Origin of the sequence: Thalassospira alkalitolerans (genome assembly GCF_002115745.1) — a bacterium.
Classification (GTDB): Bacteria; Pseudomonadota; Alphaproteobacteria; order Rhodospirillales; family Thalassospiraceae; genus Thalassospira; species Thalassospira alkalitolerans.
This window is the reverse complement of the sequence record NZ_JFKB01000009.1, coordinates 155,052-174,892: the sequence shown is the minus strand read 5'-3', so window position 1 is coordinate 174,892 and position 19,841 is coordinate 155,052. Positions and strand designations below refer to the sequence as shown.

Annotated in this window: 18 protein-coding genes and 1 riboswitch; of the genes, 8 read left to right on the top strand and 10 right to left on the bottom strand. The window is 52.7% G+C overall.

What is annotated here, in order from left to right; genetic code table 11:
• Positions 1-21 precede the first annotated feature (21 nt).
• Positions 22-993 (top strand): cation diffusion facilitator family transporter, encoded by a 972-nt coding sequence (locus TALK_RS14295; protein WP_245829923.1) that lies wholly within the window; start codon positions 22-24, stop codon positions 991-993.
• A 96-nt stretch (positions 994-1,089) separates the two neighbouring features.
• Positions 1,090-1,205: riboswitch (TPP riboswitch) on the top strand.
• Between the two features lie 145 nt (positions 1,206-1,350).
• A complete protein-coding gene (thiC, locus tag TALK_RS14290) occupies positions 1,351-3,165 on the top strand; it encodes a phosphomethylpyrimidine synthase ThiC (protein WP_085619805.1) in 1,815 nt (604 codons plus the stop codon).
• A 58-nt stretch (positions 3,166-3,223) separates the two neighbouring features.
• Here thiC and TALK_RS14285 read toward each other — a convergent pair whose 3' ends face one another.
• The 6 genes from TALK_RS14285 to TALK_RS14260 all read right to left on the bottom strand — a co-directional run bounded on the left by TALK_RS14285 (position 3,224) and on the right by TALK_RS14260 (position 8,560).
• On the bottom strand, positions 3,224-3,988 hold the full coding sequence (locus TALK_RS14285) for a PhoH family protein (protein ID WP_085619886.1): 765 nt from the start codon (positions 3,986-3,988) through the stop codon (positions 3,224-3,226).
• Between the two features lie 351 nt (positions 3,989-4,339).
• On the bottom strand, positions 4,340-5,560 hold the full coding sequence (arsJ, locus tag TALK_RS14280; protein WP_085619804.1) for an organoarsenical effux MFS transporter ArsJ: 1,221 nt from the start codon (positions 5,558-5,560) through the stop codon (positions 4,340-4,342).
• 11 nt (positions 5,561-5,571) lie between these two features.
• Complete coding sequence (locus TALK_RS14275) at positions 5,572-6,588, bottom strand: ArsJ-associated glyceraldehyde-3-phosphate dehydrogenase (protein ID WP_085619803.1); 1,017 nt, start codon at positions 6,586-6,588, stop codon at positions 5,572-5,574.
• On the bottom strand, positions 6,585-7,634 hold the full coding sequence (gene arsB / locus TALK_RS14270) for an ACR3 family arsenite efflux transporter (RefSeq protein WP_085619802.1): 1,050 nt from the start codon (positions 7,632-7,634) through the stop codon (positions 6,585-6,587). The genes TALK_RS14275 and arsB overlap by 4 nt, the downstream gene beginning before the upstream one ends.
• 35 nt (positions 7,635-7,669) lie before the next feature.
• Entirely contained in the window at positions 7,670-8,188 is a 519-nt protein-coding gene (locus TALK_RS14265; RefSeq protein WP_085619801.1) for an arsenate reductase ArsC, read from the bottom strand.
• A gap of 36 nt (positions 8,189-8,224) precedes the next feature.
• The gene (locus TALK_RS14260) at positions 8,225-8,560 is read right to left on the bottom strand and encodes an ArsR/SmtB family transcription factor (protein ID WP_085619800.1); all 336 of its coding nucleotides are present in this window, start codon (positions 8,558-8,560) and stop codon (positions 8,225-8,227) included.
• A 160-nt stretch (positions 8,561-8,720) separates the two neighbouring features.
• On the opposite strand from TALK_RS14260, the gene TALK_RS14255 reads away from it, so the two are divergent.
• The 4 genes from TALK_RS14255 to TALK_RS14240 all read left to right on the top strand — a co-directional run bounded on the left by TALK_RS14255 (position 8,721) and on the right by TALK_RS14240 (position 12,883).
• Positions 8,721-9,065, top strand: coding sequence for an ArsR/SmtB family transcription factor (locus tag TALK_RS14255; protein ID WP_085619799.1), 345 nt, complete (start codon positions 8,721-8,723; stop codon positions 9,063-9,065).
• Between the two features lie 50 nt (positions 9,066-9,115).
• A complete protein-coding gene (locus TALK_RS14250; RefSeq protein ID WP_085619798.1) occupies positions 9,116-10,153 on the top strand; it encodes a permease in 1,038 nt (345 codons plus the stop codon).
• A 100-nt stretch (positions 10,154-10,253) separates the two neighbouring features.
• Positions 10,254-11,849, top strand: coding sequence for a peptide chain release factor 3 (locus TALK_RS14245; protein WP_085619797.1), 1,596 nt, complete (start codon positions 10,254-10,256; stop codon positions 11,847-11,849).
• A 35-nt stretch (positions 11,850-11,884) separates the two neighbouring features.
• Complete coding sequence (locus tag TALK_RS14240; protein ID WP_139833839.1) at positions 11,885-12,883, top strand: acyltransferase family protein; 999 nt, start codon at positions 11,885-11,887, stop codon at positions 12,881-12,883.
• On the opposite strand, the gene TALK_RS14235 is transcribed toward TALK_RS14240, so the two are convergent.
• The 3 genes from TALK_RS14235 to TALK_RS14225 all read right to left on the bottom strand — a co-directional run bounded on the left by TALK_RS14235 (position 12,880) and on the right by TALK_RS14225 (position 15,053).
• A complete protein-coding gene (locus TALK_RS14235) occupies positions 12,880-13,206 on the bottom strand; it encodes an AzlD family protein (protein ID WP_085619795.1) in 327 nt (108 codons plus the stop codon). The genes TALK_RS14240 and TALK_RS14235 overlap by 4 nt on opposite strands.
• Complete coding sequence (locus tag TALK_RS14230; protein WP_085619794.1) at positions 13,203-13,991, bottom strand: AzlC family ABC transporter permease; 789 nt, start codon at positions 13,989-13,991, stop codon at positions 13,203-13,205. The genes TALK_RS14235 and TALK_RS14230 overlap by 4 nt, the downstream gene beginning before the upstream one ends.
• A 129-nt stretch (positions 13,992-14,120) precedes the next feature.
• Positions 14,121-15,053, bottom strand: coding sequence for a LysR family transcriptional regulator (locus tag TALK_RS14225; RefSeq protein ID WP_245829919.1), 933 nt, complete (start codon positions 15,051-15,053; stop codon positions 14,121-14,123).
• A 192-nt stretch (positions 15,054-15,245) separates the two neighbouring features.
• Between TALK_RS14225 and speB the strand changes: the two genes are divergently transcribed.
• On the top strand, positions 15,246-16,304 hold the full coding sequence (speB, locus tag TALK_RS14220; protein ID WP_085619792.1) for an agmatinase: 1,059 nt from the start codon (positions 15,246-15,248) through the stop codon (positions 16,302-16,304).
• 67 nt (positions 16,305-16,371) lie between these two features.
• Here the strand turns inward: speB and TALK_RS14215 are convergent, their stop codons facing one another.
• On the bottom strand, positions 16,372-17,331 hold the full coding sequence (locus TALK_RS14215) for an AraC family transcriptional regulator (RefSeq protein WP_085619791.1): 960 nt from the start codon (positions 17,329-17,331) through the stop codon (positions 16,372-16,374).
• Between the two features lie 288 nt (positions 17,332-17,619).
• On the opposite strand from TALK_RS14215, the gene TALK_RS14210 reads away from it, so the two are divergent.
• Positions 17,620-19,728 carry a methyl-accepting chemotaxis protein gene (locus TALK_RS14210; RefSeq protein WP_085619790.1) on the top strand — a complete coding sequence of 703 codons (2,109 nt, stop codon included), beginning with the start codon at positions 17,620-17,622 and terminating at the stop codon, positions 19,726-19,728.
• Positions 19,729-19,841 lie beyond the last annotated feature (113 nt).

Here is a 19,841-nt window from a genome sequence, read left to right as displayed (position 1 = left end):
ATTGACATCGCGCAAAGGGAAATGTGGGCACGTCGGGCAACGACGGCCTCCATTGTCATAGCTGCGACGCTGATTGCAATCAAAGCCGTGGGCTGGTTCCTGACCGATTCGGTTAGCCTGTTATCATCCATGATCGATAGCATGCTTGACGTCGGTACGTCTGTGATCAACTTCATGGCGGTGCGAAGCGCATGGCGGCCCGCCGATCACGATCACCGTTTTGGGCATGGCAAGGCCGAACCACTGGCCGGGCTTTTTCAGTCTGCTTTTATGATCGGTGCGGCAATTTTGGTTTTGGCCGAGGCCGCATCGCGCATCAGTGAACCCCAGCCGGTCAAATTTGCCATCGAAGGTGTCTGGATCATGGCAGTGTCGGTGGTGATGACGGTTGGTTTGGTGTTGCTGCAACGAAAAGCGGTGCGCATGTCCGGTTCGTTGGCGGTTGATGCCGATTCCCTGCATTACAGCAGCGATATTTTTGCCAATCTGGCGGTGATTATTGCCCTTGTTGCCGGATTTTCCGGTTTCAATTGGGCCGATCCGTTGATTGGTGGATTGGTTGCGCTGTTTCTTTTGTATTCTGCGGTCAAAGTCGGACGGAATTCCGTTTCGGTCCTGATGGATCAGGAATTGCCCGATTCGGATAGCCAGCGGATTATTGAACTGACAATGAAAAATGCGTCGGTGATCGGTATTCACCGGTTGCGGACTCGATCATCGGGCGTTCACCGTTTTGCCGAGATTGAGCTAATCATGGATGGTGGGATGCTGATGCGTGATGCACATACCATCTGCCATCAGGTGATGGATAATATTCGATCAGAATATCCCGATCTTGATATCACCATTCACCCTGAGCCGCCCGAAGATATCCATCTTGATGAATTCACTGGTTATACCGAAGACCCGGAATTCTGGCACACTGGACGTGCGCGCAAGGCCGGTCAGGAAGATATTCCTGTTTCAAGCGGCGAAATGGCGATGGGCCGCTAGCGGCCAAGCTTCCAAGCGGTCTAGTCCAAAGAGTTTCGGATATAGTATTGGCGCGCGACACCGATTGACATAACCCGCATAAATTGCAATCGTGCAATCGATCACCAGGGGGGCTCCGACAAGGGGCTGAGATTCTGCTGGCTTTGCAGCGCAGTGACCCTTTGAACCTGATCCAGTTCATACTGGCGTAGGGATGGTGCAGATGCCGGCATTTTCAAACCTGTTTTCACATCATGGTAAAGTCTGTTTTGTGATCATGGGCCCAACGTCCATTCGTTGGTGTTTTGTTGGCATTTCTCATCAGACACCTTATCGCAGAACTGGGTCTCCATTGCTTTGATTGCAAAGGGGCCTTTTATGTCTGTTAAAACGTCGAAAACCGATGTCACTACCGGGCCATTGCCCGCATCGCGCAAGTTGCATATTGCCGGATCGTATCATCCCGATATTCGCGTGCCGATGCGCGAAATTTCAGTTCATCCAACATCGGGGGAGCCGCCGCTTAAAGTTTATGATGCGTCCGGGCCCTATACTGATCCTGATATTGTGATTGATATAGAAAGGGGCCTGCCGCGGTTGCGCCGCAACTGGATCGCCGCACGTGCCGATACGCAACGTTATGCCGGGCGTAGCATCAAACCCGCAGATAACGGCTTTGTTGAAAGCGAAAGTCATGCGGTGCCGCTGTTCCCCGAAAATCATGCGCCGTTACGTGCGATTGATGGTCGGGCGATCACCCAGCTTGCTTATGCACGTGCTGGAATTGTTACTGCGGAAATGGAATTTGTTGCGATCCGTGAAAATCTGGGCCGGGTGGAAATGCGTGCCAACGCAAAACGTGATGACGAATCATTTGGTGCGGTTATCCCCGATAATGTGACGGCGGAATTTGTCCGCGATGAAATTGCGCGTGGCCGGGCGATTATCCCGGCCAATATCAACCATCCCGAAGCCGAGCCAATGATTATCGGGCGTAATTTCCTGGTTAAGATCAATGCCAATATTGGCAATTCGGCGGTGACATCCTCCATGGCCGAAGAGGTCGAAAAAATGGTCTGGGCGACGCGCTGGGGTGCGGATACGGTGATGGATTTGTCGACCGGGCGCAATATCCACAATATCCGGGACTGGATCATCCGCAATTCACCGGTGCCGATTGGAACGGTGCCGATCTATCAAGCGTTGGAAAAGGTCGCGGGCATTGCCGAAGATCTGACATGGGAAATCTTTCGTGACACCCTGATCGAACAGGCAGAGCAGGGGGTGGATTATTTTACCATTCATGCCGGATTGCGCCTGCACCACATCCCGCTGACAGTGGATCGGGTCACCGGTATTGTTTCGCGTGGCGGATCGATCATGGCCAAGTGGTGCCTGTATCATCATCGCGAAAGTTTCCTATACACGCATTTTTCCGAAATTTGCGATATCTGTCAGGCTTATGACGTGTCCTTTTCACTGGGGGATGGGTTGCGGCCGGGATCGATTGCAGATGCCAATGACGCCGCCCAGTTTGCCGAACTTGAGACATTGGGGGAACTGACCCAAATCGCCTGGGCAAAGGATTGCCAGGTGATGATTGAGGGGCCTGGGCATGTGCCAATGCACAAGATTCGCGAAAACATGGACAAGCAACTTGAAATCTGTGGCGAGGCGCCGTTTTACACCCTTGGTCCGCTAACTACAGATATTGCACCGGGTTACGATCATATCACATCGGGGATCGGGGCGGCGATGATCGGCTGGTTTGGAACGGCGATGCTTTGCTATGTCACGCCAAAGGAACATCTTGGCCTGCCAGATCGTGACGATGTTAAAACCGGGGTGATTACTTATAAGATTGCAGCCCATGCCGCCGACCTGGCCAAGGGCCACCCGGCGGCAAAGACACGTGACGACGCGCTGTCACGCGCACGGTTTGAATTTCGTTGGGAGGATCAGTTTAATTTGTCGCTTGATCCGGAAACAGCCCGGTCTTTCCATGATCAGACTTTGCCGAAAGAGGCCCATAAGGTGGCGCATTTTTGTTCGATGTGCGGGCCGAAATTCTGTTCGATGCGGATTTCTCATGAAATTCGCGCCGATGTGCAGAAAGAAGGTCTGGTCGCGATGGCCGAAAAATATCGCGATGGTGGCGATCTTTATATGAATGTCGATCATAAGATCCGGTAACAAAGATGGCGGGCCCGGATATGGGCCCGCCATCTTCTTTTGTTTGCCGTGTCGAAACTTACAGAACGGTCAGCATGCTTGCGACCAAGGGATGGCGGACGATATCTTGGTCGGCCAATTTGACGCAGGAAATGTCTTCGACATTTTCAAGCCGGTCAGACATTTCCGATAGGCCGGACATTTCTGGCAGAAGGTCGGTTTGATCCGGATCGCCGGTCAGAATCATGGTTGAATTCCAGCCAAGGCGTGTCACTAGCATTTTAAGTTGCCCATAGGTGCAGTTCTGGGCCTCGTCAATGACGACAAAGGCATTGTTCAGCGTACGGCCACGCATATAGCCGATCGGGGCGATTTCGATGGTACCATCCGAAAGGTATTGGCGCAGGCGTTTGGCCCCAAGGCGATCATTTAGCGCGTCATAAAGCGGGCGAAGATACGGTGCCATTTTGGCTTCGACGTCGCCGGGCAGGAAACCGATGTTTTCACCGGCCTCGACGGCGGGGCGGGCCAGAACGATACGGCCGATTTCTCCTTTGTCGAGGGCTTCGACAGCCTTGGATACGGCAATAAATGTTTTCCCGGTTCCTGCCGGGCCAAGAGCAAGGATGAGGTTAAAGGCATCAATGGCTTCCATAAGGGCGGCTTGATTTTCGCTTTTGGGGCGAATATGGCGACGGAAGCTTTGATCGCGTTGTTCGCTTTGCGGAGCGGTACCTGGTGTATCCAATGGATGCCAGTTTGATTTGTCGCCGTTAAACAGGTCATGGACGTTGGTATCTGCCTGTTGCGGACGACTACGACGGCGTGCTGCGCGCTTACCCATAACGATCACCTCATCAATTGAGCCAAAAAGCAAAACGCGCCATTCCATCATGGAAAGGCGCGCATTTAATTTTCATCTTGAGATAGAAGTGGCGGGTGGGTTCTCCGCCGTTCGCATCTGCATGTTGCATCTGCGATCCGGGGGGCGAAACATTTCGTTTTACAACGTGTTCTCGCGGCACTCGGGAACCCCTCCTGCGGTCTAGTTATTGACCGTACATTCGAATCGTATCCCTACATGTTGTGTTTTGTCACGGGTTTTTACGTGATTAAATTTTCGTGAAATCGGAAGTTTGAGTCTTTTCAGCGATTTATACTGCATCTGCGAGATAACTTTTTTCTGATTGAGGGGTCAGGCTGCTGCCGATTTGGCATCAGGCAAGGCAAAACTGATCACCCATCCGACCAAAAGAAACGCTGCCGACGCCACAAGGCAGCCCACCAGACCACCATACATATAGGCCAGTCCGGACAGAATAGTTCCGGTCAACCGGCCGATGGCGTTTGACATGTAATAAAAGCCGACATTCATCGCGACCTTATCGCCATCGGCATAGGCAAGGATTAAATAAGAGTGCAGTGATGAATTGACGGCAAAGACCAGACCGAACACCAGTAATCCACCCAGAACAGCAATTTCGGCGGCAACGCCAAACTGCACGGCCAGTGCGATCAGAACTGTGATCAGAACAAGCCCAAAAATCCACAATCGTGCTGATCGTCCGTCCGGGGCATGTGATCCGGCGCGCAGCAATTTTGGGGCTATGGCCTGTATCACGCCATAGCCGATCACCCATGCTGCCATATAGGTGCCGATTTCGATGTGGTCCCAACCCAGTTTTGTGGCCAGAAATACCGGCAAGCCGACAACAAACCAGATATCGCGTGATCCGAACAGGAACAGACGGGCCGCCGACAGGACATTGATCTTGCGGTCTTTGGAAAAAACGTCGCGAAATTTGGCCTTGGTCTTGCCCGCCGGGGTGGTCATTTCCGATCCGATTGACAGTGCAACCGCAATCAGGATGATTGTCAATCCAGCAGCCATTAACAGCAATGCACCCGAGAAACCAAGCCAAGCCAAAAGAACACCGCCCATGAAGAAACCAGCCCCTTTTAGGGCATTTTTTGACCCGGTCAGCAGCGCAACCCAGCGAAACAGGGCACCGTCGGCGTCTTTGGGGACCAGAACTTTGATTGCCGACTTGCTCGACATTTTGGTCAGGTCCTTGGCGACGCCTGAGGCTGCCTGCAGGCCCATGACATAGGCCACCGATATCCATGGCAACCAGTCCGGGTTGGTTAGTGACAAGGCAGAAAGCGCCCCAATCTGAAGGATCAGCCCGGCAAAAAGCGTGAAACGCAAACCGCGTACTTGTGCCAGCCAGCCACCGACAAGATTGGTAACAACACCGGCACATTCATACAGAACAAACAGCAAGGCGATTTCAAACGCCGAATAACCCAACGCATTGAAATGCAACAGCACAAGCATGCGCAGCGCCCCATCGGTCAGGGTAAACCCCCAATAGGCAGAGGTCACAAGCGCATAATTACGAATGGCTGAGGACATTTTCGGTGTTCCTAAAGGCTTTGCGCGACTTTGGCCGCCAGATCAACCATGCGGCAGACATAGCCCCATTCATTGTCATACCAGGCAAGGATTTTGACCTGACGTTTGTCGATCACCATGGTCGATCCGGCATCGATGACCGAAGATCGGGGATCGTTCAGATAATCAACACTGACCAGTGGGCGTTCCTCGTAACCAAGAATACCGGCCAGATAGGTTTCCGATGCTTCGTGCAGTACCTGATTGACGCCCTCGACAGTGGTATCTTGCGATACTTCGAAAACACAATCGGTCAGCGATGCGTTGAGTAACGGCACGCGGACGGCAATACCGTTAAGTTTTCCGGCAAGTTCCGGATAGATCATGGTGATTGCGGTTGCCGATCCGGTACTGGTCGGGATCAGGGATTGCAGGCAGGAACGGGCGCGGCGTAAATCGGTATGTGGCAGGTCGACCACGGTTTGCGTGTTGGTCACATCATGAATGGTGGTGATGGAACCATGGACGATGCCAAGTTTTTCATGGATGACCTTGACCACCGGGGCAAGGCAATTGGTGGTGCAACTTGCCGCGGTCAAAAGGTGATGGCGGGCCGGATCATAAAGGTTATCGTTAACGCCATAAACGATGTTTAACGCGCCTTGTTTGACCGGGGCGGCGACAATCACCTTTTTCACACCCTGATCGAAATAGGCTTGCAGGATTTCCGGGGTTTTGAATTTGCCGGTACATTCTAAAACAATGTCACAGCCAAGTTTGACCCAGTCAGTTTCGCCCGGTGTGGCGTTTTCGGAAAATGTCAGGCTGTGGGTTTGATCAATCACAACCCGCCCATCAACGCAGTCAACCCGATTTGGCCAGCGACCATGCACGGAATCAAATTCCAGAAGATGGGCTGCCGTCTTTGCCCCGCCTTTGATTTCGTTGATATGAACAAATTCAAGATCGGGGTGGCCCCATCCTGCCCGCAGGGCCAGTCGGCCCATGCGCCCAAAACCATTGATGCCGATACGAATTTTGCGGGTCATTTTGGTTCCTTTGGAATTGGGGTGTTCTGTGGTGCCGGGAACCAATGACGTGACCGGTTGGCAATTGCGACAAGGGACAGCATGACCGGCACTTCGACCAGAACACCCACCACGGTGGCAAGGGCAGCGCCAGATGAAAAACCAAACAGGCCAATGGCGGTGGCAACAGCCAGTTCAAAAAAGTTTGATGCCCCAATCATGGCCGAGGGTGCTGCAATCCGATGTTCGACCTTTAGGATCTTGTTGGCGCCATAGGCAAGGGCGGCAATGAAATAGGTCTGCAAAATGATCGGAACCGCAAGCATCGCAATGATCAATGGCTGGTCGATGATTTGTTTGCCCTGAAAGGCAAATAGCAACACCAATGTGCTCAGAAGGGCAATCATCGATACCGGGGCCAATTTGGCCTCGAATATTTTAAGGGCAGTGGCGCCACTGCGTAAAACCTGGTTGCGAATGATTTGGCCTGCGATCAGGGGGATAACAATGAATGCCACGACCGAAATGGTCAGGGTTTCCCACGGAATGGTGATTGCGGAAATGCCCAACAACAGGGCAACAATCGGGGCAAAGGCGAAAATCATGATCGTGTCATTCAGGGCGACCTGGCTTAGCGTGAAATTCGCATCCCCCTTTGTCAGATGCGACCAGACAAACACCATCGCCGTACAGGGTGCCGCCCCCAACAGGATCAACCCGGCGATATAGCTTTCAATCTCGGTCTCGGGCAGGAATGGGCGAAACACAATCCCGATAAATAGCCAGCCAAGGGCGGCCATGGTAAAGGGTTTGATCAGCCAGTTCACACCCAGCGTCACACTGATGCCGCGCCATTCACGACCCACTTCGTGAAGCGCCCCGAAATCAACCTTCATCAGCATGGGAACAATCATCAACCAGATCAGGATCGTGACCGGCAGATTGATTTCATAGGCCGTTAGATTGCCAATCGTTTGGAAGACAGTCGGGAATAGCTCGCCAAGGCCGATGCCGACCACGATGCTGGCGGCAACCCAAAGTGTCAGATAGCGTTCAAAAAGCCCCATCGGAGAAGCCGTTTTAGTCGAAGAGGCAGTCATGATCAGGCGCTTTCGTTATCGGGCAAAGTGGTTTTGCCAATATCATCAAGTTTCGTTTGCAAAGACATTCGATCCAGCGATGCAAACGGCAGGCTGGTGAAAATTGAAATCCGGTTTTGCAGCATGCGGAATGTATCGGCAAAGGCGAGACGGATTTCTGCGTTTGTTCCGGTGGCCATTGCGGGGTCGGGAACGCCCCAATGGGCCGTCATCGGGGTGCCGGGAAAAACCGGGCAGCTTTCCCGTGCGGTCTGGTCACAAACGGTAAAAATGAAATCAAATTTGACCATGTTCTGATCCGAATAGGTTTCCATCGGTTTGGACGAAAACACAGACGGGTCAAAGCCAAGGTTTTGCAGAAGATCAATGGTATAGGGATGCAATGATCCGCGCGGATAAGCGCCAGCACTATAGGCGCGGAAATGGTCTTGCCCGGCGTTGTTCATGATGGCCTCTGCCATGATGGATCGCGCAGAATTCCCCTGACACAGGAACAGAATATTATAACTGCCAGTTGCCATTTTGGTATCTCCGTTAAGATATTCTGATTACAGGCGTTAACCACAGGTGGATCGCAGGCTTGTTGGTGTCAGGCCGCACAGTTCAGGTTGCCCCTGACAGCAATCATCGGCAAGGAACCCCATCAGGTCGCGCATTGCATCGGGAACGATCCGATAGATGATGGATCGCCCATGGCGTTGGGATGTGATCAGCCCGGCCTGACTTAAGGTCGATAAATGTGCCGACATAGTATTGTGCGGGATCGACAGTTGCCGTGCGAGTTCACCTGCGGCCAAGCCATCCTGTCCTGCATGAACAAGCAGGCGAAATGCGCTCAGTCGATGTTCCTGTGCCAATGCGCCAAGTGCGCCGATTGCGTTATTAATTTCCATATGTCCAGAAATATCGACATATAGATGATCTGGCAAGTTACATTTGTGTTTCAACCTTGAATGTTGCGATGCAATTTTATGGAGAATAGTTATATTTCAATTGGCTATGTTTCACGAAGAAAAATGTTTAAATAACTAGTTTTTTGGTTATAATGGCGAAATGAAAGAAAAAGACATCGCACCCGCCTTTGCTGCCCTTGGGCATGAAGCTCGTTTGAGAATCTATCGCCAGTTGGTCAAGGCAGGCGACGGGGGGCTTAATATTGGTGATATCGGGCGGCTGATCGGCTTACCGGCGTCGACTCTTGCCCACCATTTGGGGGCATTGGTTCAAGCAGGCCTTGTTCATCAGGTAAAGAATGGTCGCGAGGTTTTGAACCGTGCCGATTATGACGTTATGCGCCGGGTTGTTGAATTTATGACAGATGAATGCTGTATCGGTGTCGATCTTGCCGATGACAATGAAACTGATTCAGCCCGTGAGGAATTGAGCACGGCCGGGTAGATGTGCCTTTTTCTTTGTTAAAATATAACCATTATTCTAGGGATATAGATATGTCTGATCTTGCCCTTCAACTTCGTCGTTTTGGCCTGAATGCCCGCAAGATTGACCGGGTGGTTGTGGCTTTCGTGATTGGCTGTGGTCTGGTTGCTTTGCTTGATCCAGCCCAGCTTGGTACAAGTTTGACCTTCACCGCCGTGTCGCTTTGGGATACGGCGCCGTTTTTATTCCTGTCGATCGGAATTGCGGCTTATGCCGGGGCCAGCGGGGCGGATAATATTATCTCGCGCGCGTTTTCGGGGCACCCGGTTAAAATGGTGTTTACCGCCGCCGCCTTTGGCGCGCTTTCGCCGTTTTGCTCTTGCGGGGTGATACCGCTGATCGCGGCCTTGCTCAGCATGGGGGTTCCGCTGGCCCCCGTGATGGCGTTTTGGCTGGCCTCCCCGGTGATCGATCCGGCGATGTTTGTCTTGACGGCCGGAACGATCAGCTCTGAATTTGCGGTTATCAAATTGATTGCGGCAATTTTTCTGGGTTTGTTTGGTGGGTTTGCCACCATGTGGCTGGCGCATTTGGGCATGCTTGGCGATCCGTTGCGTGATGGCGTTGGTAATGGTGGATGCGGTGGTGCAAAGATGCGTGTGCCAAAGGCACCCGTTTGGGCGTTTTGGCATGATGAGGAACGTGTCGCGAAATTTCGCAAAACGGCGATTTCGACAACTTTGTTTTTGGGTAAATGGCTGGCGTTTGCATTTTTGCTTGAAAGCTTGATGATTGCCTATGTCCCGGCTGATCGTATCAGCGATTGGTTGGGGGGATCAGGGATCTGGCCGATTGCGACGGCGACACTTGTTGGCGTGCCAGCCTATTTGAATGGTTATGCAGCCTTGCCCTTGGTTTCGGGGTTGATGGATCAGGGCATGCAGGCCGGTGCCGGAATGGCATTTTTGGTCGCGGGCGGTGTTTCATCAATCCCGGCGGCAATTGCAGTTTTTGCCTTGGTAAAGCGTGCGGTATTTGCGCTTTATCTTGGGTATGCGCTGGTTGGTTCATTTCTGGTTGGGCTTGCGGCGCAACTCTGGCTTGGATAATTGCCAGGGCACATGACCGATATGACGATTTCGGGATGGCACGGGCGGTAAAAATCAGTACAGTGCGCGCCAACCCGAAATCATGATCAATGGATGAACCATGTCGCCGATCGACCAGCAGGTATCGCGCCGTCGTACCTTTGCCATCATTGCCCACCCGGATGCGGGTAAAACCACCCTGACTGAAAAGCTGCTTCTTTTCGGGGGGGCGATCCAGATGGCTGGTGCGGTGAAGGCAAAAAAGGAACAGCGCGGCGCACGTTCGGACTTTATGAAGATCGAACAGGATCGCGGTATTTCGGTGTCATCGGCTGTGATGACATTCGAGTTCGAAGATAATATTTTCAACTTGCTTGATACGCCGGGCCACGAAGACTTTTCCGAAGATACATACCGCGTTCTGACCGCCGTTGACTCGGCCGTTATGGTGATCGATGCTGCCAAAGGGATCGAGGCCCAGACCCGCAAGCTGTTTGAAGTCTGTCGTCTGCGCGATGTGCCGATCACGACCTTCGTCAACAAGCTTGACCGTGAAACGCGCGATTTCTTTGAACTGATCGACCAGATCGAACGCGATCTTGCGCTTGATGTGTCGCCGGTCACCTGGCCGATTGGATCGGGCCGTGATTTCCATGGCTGTTATGATCTTGTCAATGATCAGCTTTTGTTCATGGAAAAAGGCGGCAATGTCGTCAAGGAAGCGATCCAGATTAAAGGTCTGGATGACCCCAAACTTGACGAATTGATTCCTGACTATCTTTTGGCGCAATTGCGTGAAGAGGTCGAGATGGTACGTGCCATCTGCCCGCCATTTGATTTGCAAAGCTACCGCGAAGGGCATTTGACCCCGGTATTCTTTGGATCAGCGGTCAATAACTTTGGTGTGCGTGAGTTGCTGCGCGGTATTGGCGATATCGCGCCGACCCCGCGCCCGCAAGAAGCCGCCACCCGCGTGGTCGAGGCATCGGAAAACAAGGTTTCCGGTTTCGTGTTCAAGGTTCAGGCCAATATCGACCCGAACCACCGTGACCGTATTGCGTTTATCCGTTTATGTTCCGGTCATTTCAAACGCGGCATGAAACTTAAACATGTTCGCGCAGGCAAACAGATGGCGGTGCATAACCCGATGCTGTTCTTTGCCAATGAACGTGACATTGCCGAAGAAGCATGGCCGGGTGACATTATCGGCATTCCGAACCATGGCACATTGCGGATCGGCGACACGCTGACCGAGGGCGAAGACCTTCGGTTCCGCGGGGTTCCGGCTTTTGCCCCGGAATTGCTTCAGAAGGTGCGTCTTGATGATCCGCTGAAAGGTAAACACCTTCAGCGCGCACTGGAACAACTTGCCGAAGAAGGCGCATCACAGGTGTTCAAACCGATGATGGGGGCCGACTGGATCGTTGGCGTGGTTGGTCAGTTGCAGTTTGAAGTTTTGAAAGAACGGATCTCGGCGGAATATGGCATCAAGGTTCATTTCGAACAGACCCCGGCCTATGCCGCGCGCTGGGTGATTGGCGATGATCCGCTGGAACTTAAAAAATTCCGCGATACAAACCAATCTGCTTTGTTCGAGGATCATGATGAAACGCTGGTCTTTATTGCGCGCAATGCCTGGCATCTTGAAACGGCACAGCGCGATTGGCCGAATTTGAAATTCGAAGCCACCCGTGAACAGAATATGATTGCGGCCTGAGGGTGGCGGCTGTCGCACGCAAAGCCGAAAATAGAATGGCCGCAATTGATGGATTGCGCGCCATTGCTGTTTTGATGGTGGTGGCGTTCCATTTTCTGGGACGTTATCCAAATGATTATACAGGTCTTTCGCTCGCGCCGATCTTTACGTTTGGCTGGCTTGGGGTCGATCTGTTTTTCATCATCAGTGGTTATTGTATTGCGATGACGGCATCGCGAACCCCGGACTTGGCGTCATTCTGGGGACGGCGTTTTGGACGTATTTATCCGGCTTTCGCCGTTGGGTGCATGGTTTCCTGGGCTCTGACCAGCTATTTTGGGTTGCCGGAAAAAGAAGTTAGCGGATTGCAAGCGCTAGGGAACCTTCTGTTCTTGAATGCGGTATTTGTCCCACCGGTTGATGGCGTATATTGGAGCCTGATTGTCGAACTGCAGTTTTATATGCTTTACGGGCTTATCTTGTGCATTGATCGTCGGCCCTTCGCGATCATGACGGGGCTTTCGGTGCTGTTTGCCTTGGCCATGGGCTTGCAATATGCCGATAACCCAGCAATTTCGCGGATCATGAAGCCGCAATATATTATCTTGTTCCTGATCGGGGCCGCGTTGTTCTTTGGCCATGCAACGGAAAAACGTTTCTATTATCTTTGGGCAGCTTGCGGTTTTGCCGCTAGCTTCACCACGGGGTATTATGACGCGGTCATTCCATATGCCGCAGCGACACTTGGTTTGGGGTGTCTGGTCGTTGCCAGTCGTAAACTGCCGATCCTTGATCGTCTCTGGCCGGTTGGGTTGGTGTCATATAGCTGGTATCTGCTGCACCAGAATATTGGCCTGCTCATCATAAGGTCACTTACAGCCGAAGGTGTTAGTAATGGAGCCGCGATTGCGGCCGCTGTTGTTGGCACGTTTATATTGGCACTTGGGCTATATGTCCTGTGCGAAAATCGATATGTGCGAAAAGTGGCCAACCGGTTTTTTGCGTGGCTTTTCGCGCTGTTACAGTTTAATCGGCTGGCAAAATCGGCGACCTAGTTTCCGATGAAATAACGACCCACAGCAACCAGAACCATACCGGCGATCATGGCGGCGAACAGGTTGCGGGAGATGATCATTGTGATTACGGTGGTGGCCGCCCCGGCGATGCCAATCGGTCCGGCGGATAGGGCGCTCGGCACCCAGACGGAAATCAGGACAGCACCGGGCAGACGTTCCAATACATGCGCCCAACGACCCGTTTGGGGAAGGCGATCAGCCATGATCAGCCCACCCAGGCGCATGCTATAGGTGACGGCGGCCATGCCAAGGATGGTCAGAACGGCTTCGAGTTCAAAATGGGTCAAATCGGGAAATGTCATTTGCCGGCCTCCGTAGAATAGTTGCCTTCCGTCGCACTAAAGCCATCCGGTGCAATTTCACCTTTGGGCGAGGGACCGTCTATGTCTTTGCGCCATGTGAGTGCCGCAACAATCACCCCGGCACCAGCGCCGGCCAGGATCGACCAGGTGCCCGGCAGGGTGTAATGCCCGATCAATGATCCGATGGCGGCGGCGGTCCATGGAAGAAGGTCAATCTTGCCCTTCCATGTGCCAACTGTTAGTGCAGCGAAGACGGCGGTAAAGGCAAAATCAAGCGCATAGACATTTGGATCGGGTATGCCACCGCCCAACAGGTAACCAGCCGTGTTGCCGATTGCCCAGACAATACCAAGGAATATCCCGCCACCAAGCAAGAACCCCGGATTGGCAAGGTTTTTCTGGGTCATGGTTACGGCCCAGTTTTCATCGGCGACCATGTGCATCCCGCAGATTTTTACCCAAAGCGGACGACCGCGAAATACCGGCCGCAAAGACGCCCCGATCAGTACGTAGCGCAAATTGATCACGGCGGTGGCGATGATGATGGTCGCAACCGGAATGGTTTCGCGCCAAAGGTCGACCGATACAAATTGTGCAGACCCGGCAAAGACCGTCAGGCTCATGAACAGGAGTTCACCAAGTGACAGACCACGCTGGGTCGCAAGAACGCCCAGCACAGCGCCAAAGATCATGGTGCTGGGTAACAACGGCAGGCAGGCGATTGCGCCACGTCTTATGGCATCCGTATCGAAATGCCGGTTTGGAGCAGGTTCGGGGCGAGACATCTTTTTCGTTTCCGTTTTAGTCTTGTTATTATGGTGCAACTGCTGAGCGCACAGTGGTAGGCGAGGAGCCTGTCGTGATCCTAGGTCAATTCCAAACCGGAATATTGGACGATATTGCTGTTTGGAAAATCAGATGCGTTCTGCCCCGAAATCCTCGATCAGCATATCAAGAAACAGTTTGGTGATCGGTTCAAGTTGCTGGTTGTCATCGAAGCTGGCCTGAAACATGGATGTGGTACAAAACTGTTCGGGTCGGATGGCGTGCATACGCCCGGCATCGACAAATTGTTGGGCGTAATGTTGGGGAAGGTAGCCAAGGAAGGCGCCGGAAAGGATCAGGCGGGCCTCGGCCTCCATATCCGACACAACGGCATGGGGGTGCGCAATCGCAAAATCTTTAAGATCCCGGCCTAACCAGGATTTGCGTCCGACAATGCGATAACGTCGTATTTCGTCGATATCGATCTTGTCATCTGGCTGATCAAACAGCGGATGATCCGCGCCACAATAAAATCGGTGTATTTCGCTATAAAGCGAAACGTAGCGCAATCCGAGAACGGTTTTCGGAAAACTGCAAATGCCAATCTGAATACCACCGGTTACAACTTCGCGCAGAAGGTCGTTTGGCGGATGGGTGACGACATTAAGGGTGACATCGGGCGCTTGTTCGACAAAACGGGCAATGGTTTTTTCGATCTTGCGGGCCTCGGGGTCCGTGATGGTGTTATCCGTCAGCCCGATGGTCAGCGTGCCATCAAGTTTGTTGCGCAGGCTGCGCATTTTGGTTTCATATTGATGAACGGATTTGAAAAGCCGATGGGCTTCTTCAAACACCACTTGTCCTTCGCGTGTCAGGGCAAAGCCGCCACGTCCGCGTTTGCAAAGGGTAAAGCCCAGTCGCGCTTCAAGGTTGGTGATATAGCTTGAAATGGTTGAAAGCGACAGGTTTAGGTCGCTTTGTGCCGCAGCAAAACCGCCAGCTTCGACGATGGTCGCAAATATCCGCAAAAGTTTCAGGTCGGTCTGATCCATCACCACAGCAGTTTGTGCCCTTTTGATCAATAGTTTGAAGATTCCCAAAGTAAGTTTCAGAAATACGTTATTTTTCCGACGCGGGCAATTTGATCTGTTGACGTCAGGATATCGTCAACAGGGTAAACGGTGCGGGTATCCCGTGCAGAATGAAGAGATCCAGTTGCTTTGCCTAAAAGCCAATAATAACTAAATCAATTTGCCGAATTCGAGGAGGCCACCATGTTCACCAACGATAAACTTGCCAAACTGCGAGAAAAATACGCCAATGCCAAAGGCGGGGACGTGTTTGACCCGCATTTTAAGGAAGTCGCGGAAACTCAGTTTTCTGCCAGTGGCGAACGCAAATGGCCATTTTCCGGTGTGCCAACTCTTTTGGATGCGGCTTTTGCGCCCGATGCGGCCAATCGTGACGATTTTGGCGGGCTTGATATAGCGCTGGTTGGCGTGCCGATGGATTTGGGGGTGACCAACCGTGCCGGGGCACGGCTTGGCCCGCGTGCGGTACGCAATATTGAACGGATCGGTCCATATGAGCATGTTCTGCGCATGGTTCCGGGCGCGCATTGCAATGTTGCCGATATAGGTGATGTACCCTTTCGAAGCCGATTTTCTTTGGAAAGTTGTCACGAGGATATCGAAAGTTATTTCACCCAGATTGTGAATGCCGGTGTCATCCCGATTGCGGTTGGTGGCGATCATTCAATCAGTTATTCGATCCAGCGCGCGGTGGGTAGGGACCGCCCGATCGGCATGATTCATTTGGACGCTCATTGTGATACCAGCGGTGAATATGAAGGTGCCAAATTTCACCACGGCGGGCCGTTCCGTCAGTCGGTGATGGATGGCGTTCTTGACCCGGAACGGACGATCCAGATCGGCATTCGCGGCGGGGTGGAATATCTGTGGGAGTTTTCCTATGACAGCGGTATGACTGTTATTCATGCTGAAGAAGTCCCGCAAATGGGGGTTGAGGCTGTGATTGCCAAGGCACGTGAAGTGGTTGGTGATGGGCCGGTTTATCTTTCATTCGATGTTGATTGTCTTGATCCATCCTTTGCCCCGGGCACTGGAACGCCGGAAATTGGTGGACTTACCTCGCGTGAGGCGCTGGCAATCCTGCGTGGTCTTCGGGGGCTTGATTTCGTGGGGGCTGACGTGGTCGAGGTGGCACCGCAATATGATGCGACGTCAAACACAGCCCATGTCGGTGCGCAGGTTCTGTTCGAGGAACTTTGCCTGTGTACCGAGGCGCTTAGAATTCGTAAAGGTGGCAAGTAAACCAAAAAACCATGTTCTGATGGTGCTTGATGGTAGGGCCTGCGATGATGAAGGCCCAGGCCGGAGATTATTTCGGTCTTTTGGATGGTCGATGATCGAGGCTTGCGATAAAGGCGCCGGGGCTGACGCCCCACATTGCCTTGAAATGCCGGTTCAGGTGGCTTTGATCAGAAAATCCGGTGGCTACGGCAACATCAGCAATGCTGTTGCCGTCAAACAGCATGCGCTTGGCACGACGCAAACGCATGTGATTGAAATAGGTATGCGGTGGCAATCCGGTTGCCTGTCGGAAGACCCGCAATAGGTGGAACCGGCTTAGCCCTGTCAAAATGGCCAGTTCATCAAGCGATATATTTTCATCCAGATGATCCGCCATATAGTCGATGGCGGCTTTAACGCGTTTGTCCTCGGCGCCAAGACGATAGGAATAGGGCGGTGCATCGGCATGGCGCAGGGCCAGACGTGCGGCGCTGTACAGCAGCTGACTATCGCGTTCAAGCCGGGTGGCAGTCTGGTTTAGATCGGGGCGGAACATCCGATGCAGTGATTGCAGCTGTAAATGCAATTCCGGGTCATCTACCACGCAATTGCCAAAGAATGGCAAACCGGTGCTGTGCGGTGAGAGTTCGTCAACGAGGTTACCAAACACCTTGGGGGCGATGAACATGATTTGATACTGGTAGCCATCATCACAGGCCGGACCGCCATCATGGACCTGCATCGGGTTCATCATTAGCAATTGACCACGTCTGGCGACATAGCTTGTGCCACCGGTTATGAATTGTTCAGCCCCGTTAAGGATGGTGCCGAACGCATAATAATCGTGGCTGTGCTTTGGGAAGGTAAATCGTTTGTAGTCGGCTTCGAACAAATCAATCCCATCTGCCGCCCGCCAGTGACGGGCGATTTCCGGTGGCAGGGGTCTAGGGCGTGGTGTTTGTGTATGATTGCATCGGTGCGGCTGTGCCATCGGGCAATTATAAACAGTGAAATGCATTGCGGCTTGCACAATATTGTCACCAGACAATCCGGGGGCTCACAAGCCGGTCAAAATTGCGATTCGACTCGCTAAATCCAGCAGTTTTCTAGCACTTTTACTGTACTTCCAAATGGCTTATACGCGCCTGCCTGATCGTATAGCCTTGGTTCAGATGGTGATTTTTACCTGTTCAAAATGTTCAATTGAACGCATCGGAACAGCAATGTTTGCGCGTTGGTATAGACAAAAATGGATTTCATCTAACTGTTACAAATTTGCCGTGCAGGACGGAGTAATGATCGGGCCAATGTCCCATAACGGATCATTGGAGATTCCATGTTTCTGGACCGTATTCGCATCGGTTCCCGTATTTTTGCGGGTTTTTTCGTTCTTGTCGTTATGTTGATGGGCCTGAGTGCACTGTCATCGGTGTATCTGATGGGGTTCGGTGGTCATGCTGATCGCATTGCCAAAAGCACCCTGCTTGTCGGGGCGGCAAATGAATATGCGTTAAAGCTTGAACGCCTGTCGAACCAGGTTTTGCTATTTGCCCAGACGGTTGATCCGCTGGATCGTGAAGGCATCGCGACCATTCGTGCAAGTGCCAAGGTCAGTGGTGCGGCATTGATAACCCAGCTTCGTCTTGAGGGGGATGCGGCAAAGGCCGATGCCCTTGAAAGCCTGAATGCCGAATATATCGCAACGCTGGAACCATTGGTCCTGCGTGCCGAGAATTTGACTGCGGCATCGGATACTATGTTGTTGGGCGCGCATCAGCTTGGTAAGTCGGCGGGGGAACTGGTTGATTTTATTACCAAGCGTGATCCGGCTTTGGCCGAGAAATATGCCGACAAGCTCGGCGTTGCCAATCTGAACGCGATTGTTAACAGCCTGCAATACGCTATTCTTCGCACTCCGCAATCTCTTGATGATGCACGTGCGCAAACATCGGCGCTGACGGATCTTCAGGACGAGATTAAAAATGCCGTTGATGGATTAAAGCGCGCAGACAAGAAGCTGTTTTCCTATGCCATTCGCGACAATGACCTTTTGAAACAGGGGGCCAATCAGCTTGAAGGGTCAATCGGCGGGTTCCGTCAGTCGATGGATGACTTTAAAGCTGCTGTGCGCGAAGTTCAGACGATTACGCAAAATGTCCGCGCGGAAGCTGTTGCCGATCAGAACGCATTGGTTGAAGCCGCACATAGCGATTCTGAAACCAAGGCCATGACCAATATGCTGGTAGCCGGGATTGGGGCGCTGATCGCGTGCGGTCTGGCCATTGGCATTGCGCTTAGCATTTTGCGGCCACTTAGACGGGTGAATGGCGATATGACCCGGCTTAGTGAAAACAACACCGATATTGATCTGATGGATATCAAACGCCGTGACGAATTCGGTGCTATGTCGCGAACAGTCGAAATTTTCCGGGAAAATGCGTTTAAAATCGAACGCATGGCCGAAGAGCGTATTGCCCTTCAACGCGAGGAAGAAGAAAAACGCCGTGCGTCACTTGGGGCGATGGCCGAAACGATCGAGGGTGAAACAGCAGGGCTTGTTCAGTCCGTCACCCATCAGGTCACCCGGATGCGCGACGCCGTTGGCGAAGTTGCCGCCGCCGCAGAACGTGTTACCGGTCAGACTGAAACGGCAACCGTTGCTGCCGAACAAAGCCGATCGCATGCGCATTCAATCAGCGAGGCGGCAACGCGTTTGTCCAGTGCCATCGGGTCGATTGCCAATCGTGTCGACCGTCAACGTTCGATTGCGCAAAATGCCGTTGGATCAACACAACAATCGGCCGAGGCCGTGGATGATCTGCGCAAAGTTGCGACCAGTATCGAACAGATTGTCGATCTGATCCGTGGTATTGCGGGCCAGACCAACCTTCTGGCGCTGAATGCTACCATTGAGGCCGCACGTGCCGGGGAAGCCGGCAAGGGGTTCGCCGTGGTCGCAGCCGAGGTCAAAAACCTGGCCGGTCAAACGGCGCAGGCTACCGAACAGATTACAGCCCATGTTTCGGCGATGGGGGATGTCACGGATCGTTGTGTTCGGTCGATGGAAGATGTTGGCGTAACAGTTCGCGATATGATGTCGATTTCTGAAGAAGTCGCGGGTGATGTTGAACATCAACGCCGCGAGACCGAGGAAATTACACTGGCGATTGCCTCGGCCAGTGATGCGGCTCTTAATGTCAGTAATGCGATTCACGAGGTATCGCGCGATATTGAAACCACCCGTTCCCTTAGTGTTGATCTGACACGTCGTGCCGATGAAGTTGATCGTAATGTTGCGGCATTGTCGGGGTCTTTGGATCGGGCGGTGGCATCGGCGGCAGGTGATGAAGACCGCGTTATCGATGATGACGTGATCGAGCCATCCGGGGATGAGACATCGAACCTTGTGGATTTCCCAAGCGAATATATTCGCGGGGCTGCCTAAGCCCTTTGTCGCGGTCAGGAATTGCTGCGCGTGCTCGTGCTTAAAACGACATCTGGATAAACACCGGATTTATGTGAAAGCCTGCATAGGAAACTGTGCGGGCTTTTTGCTGA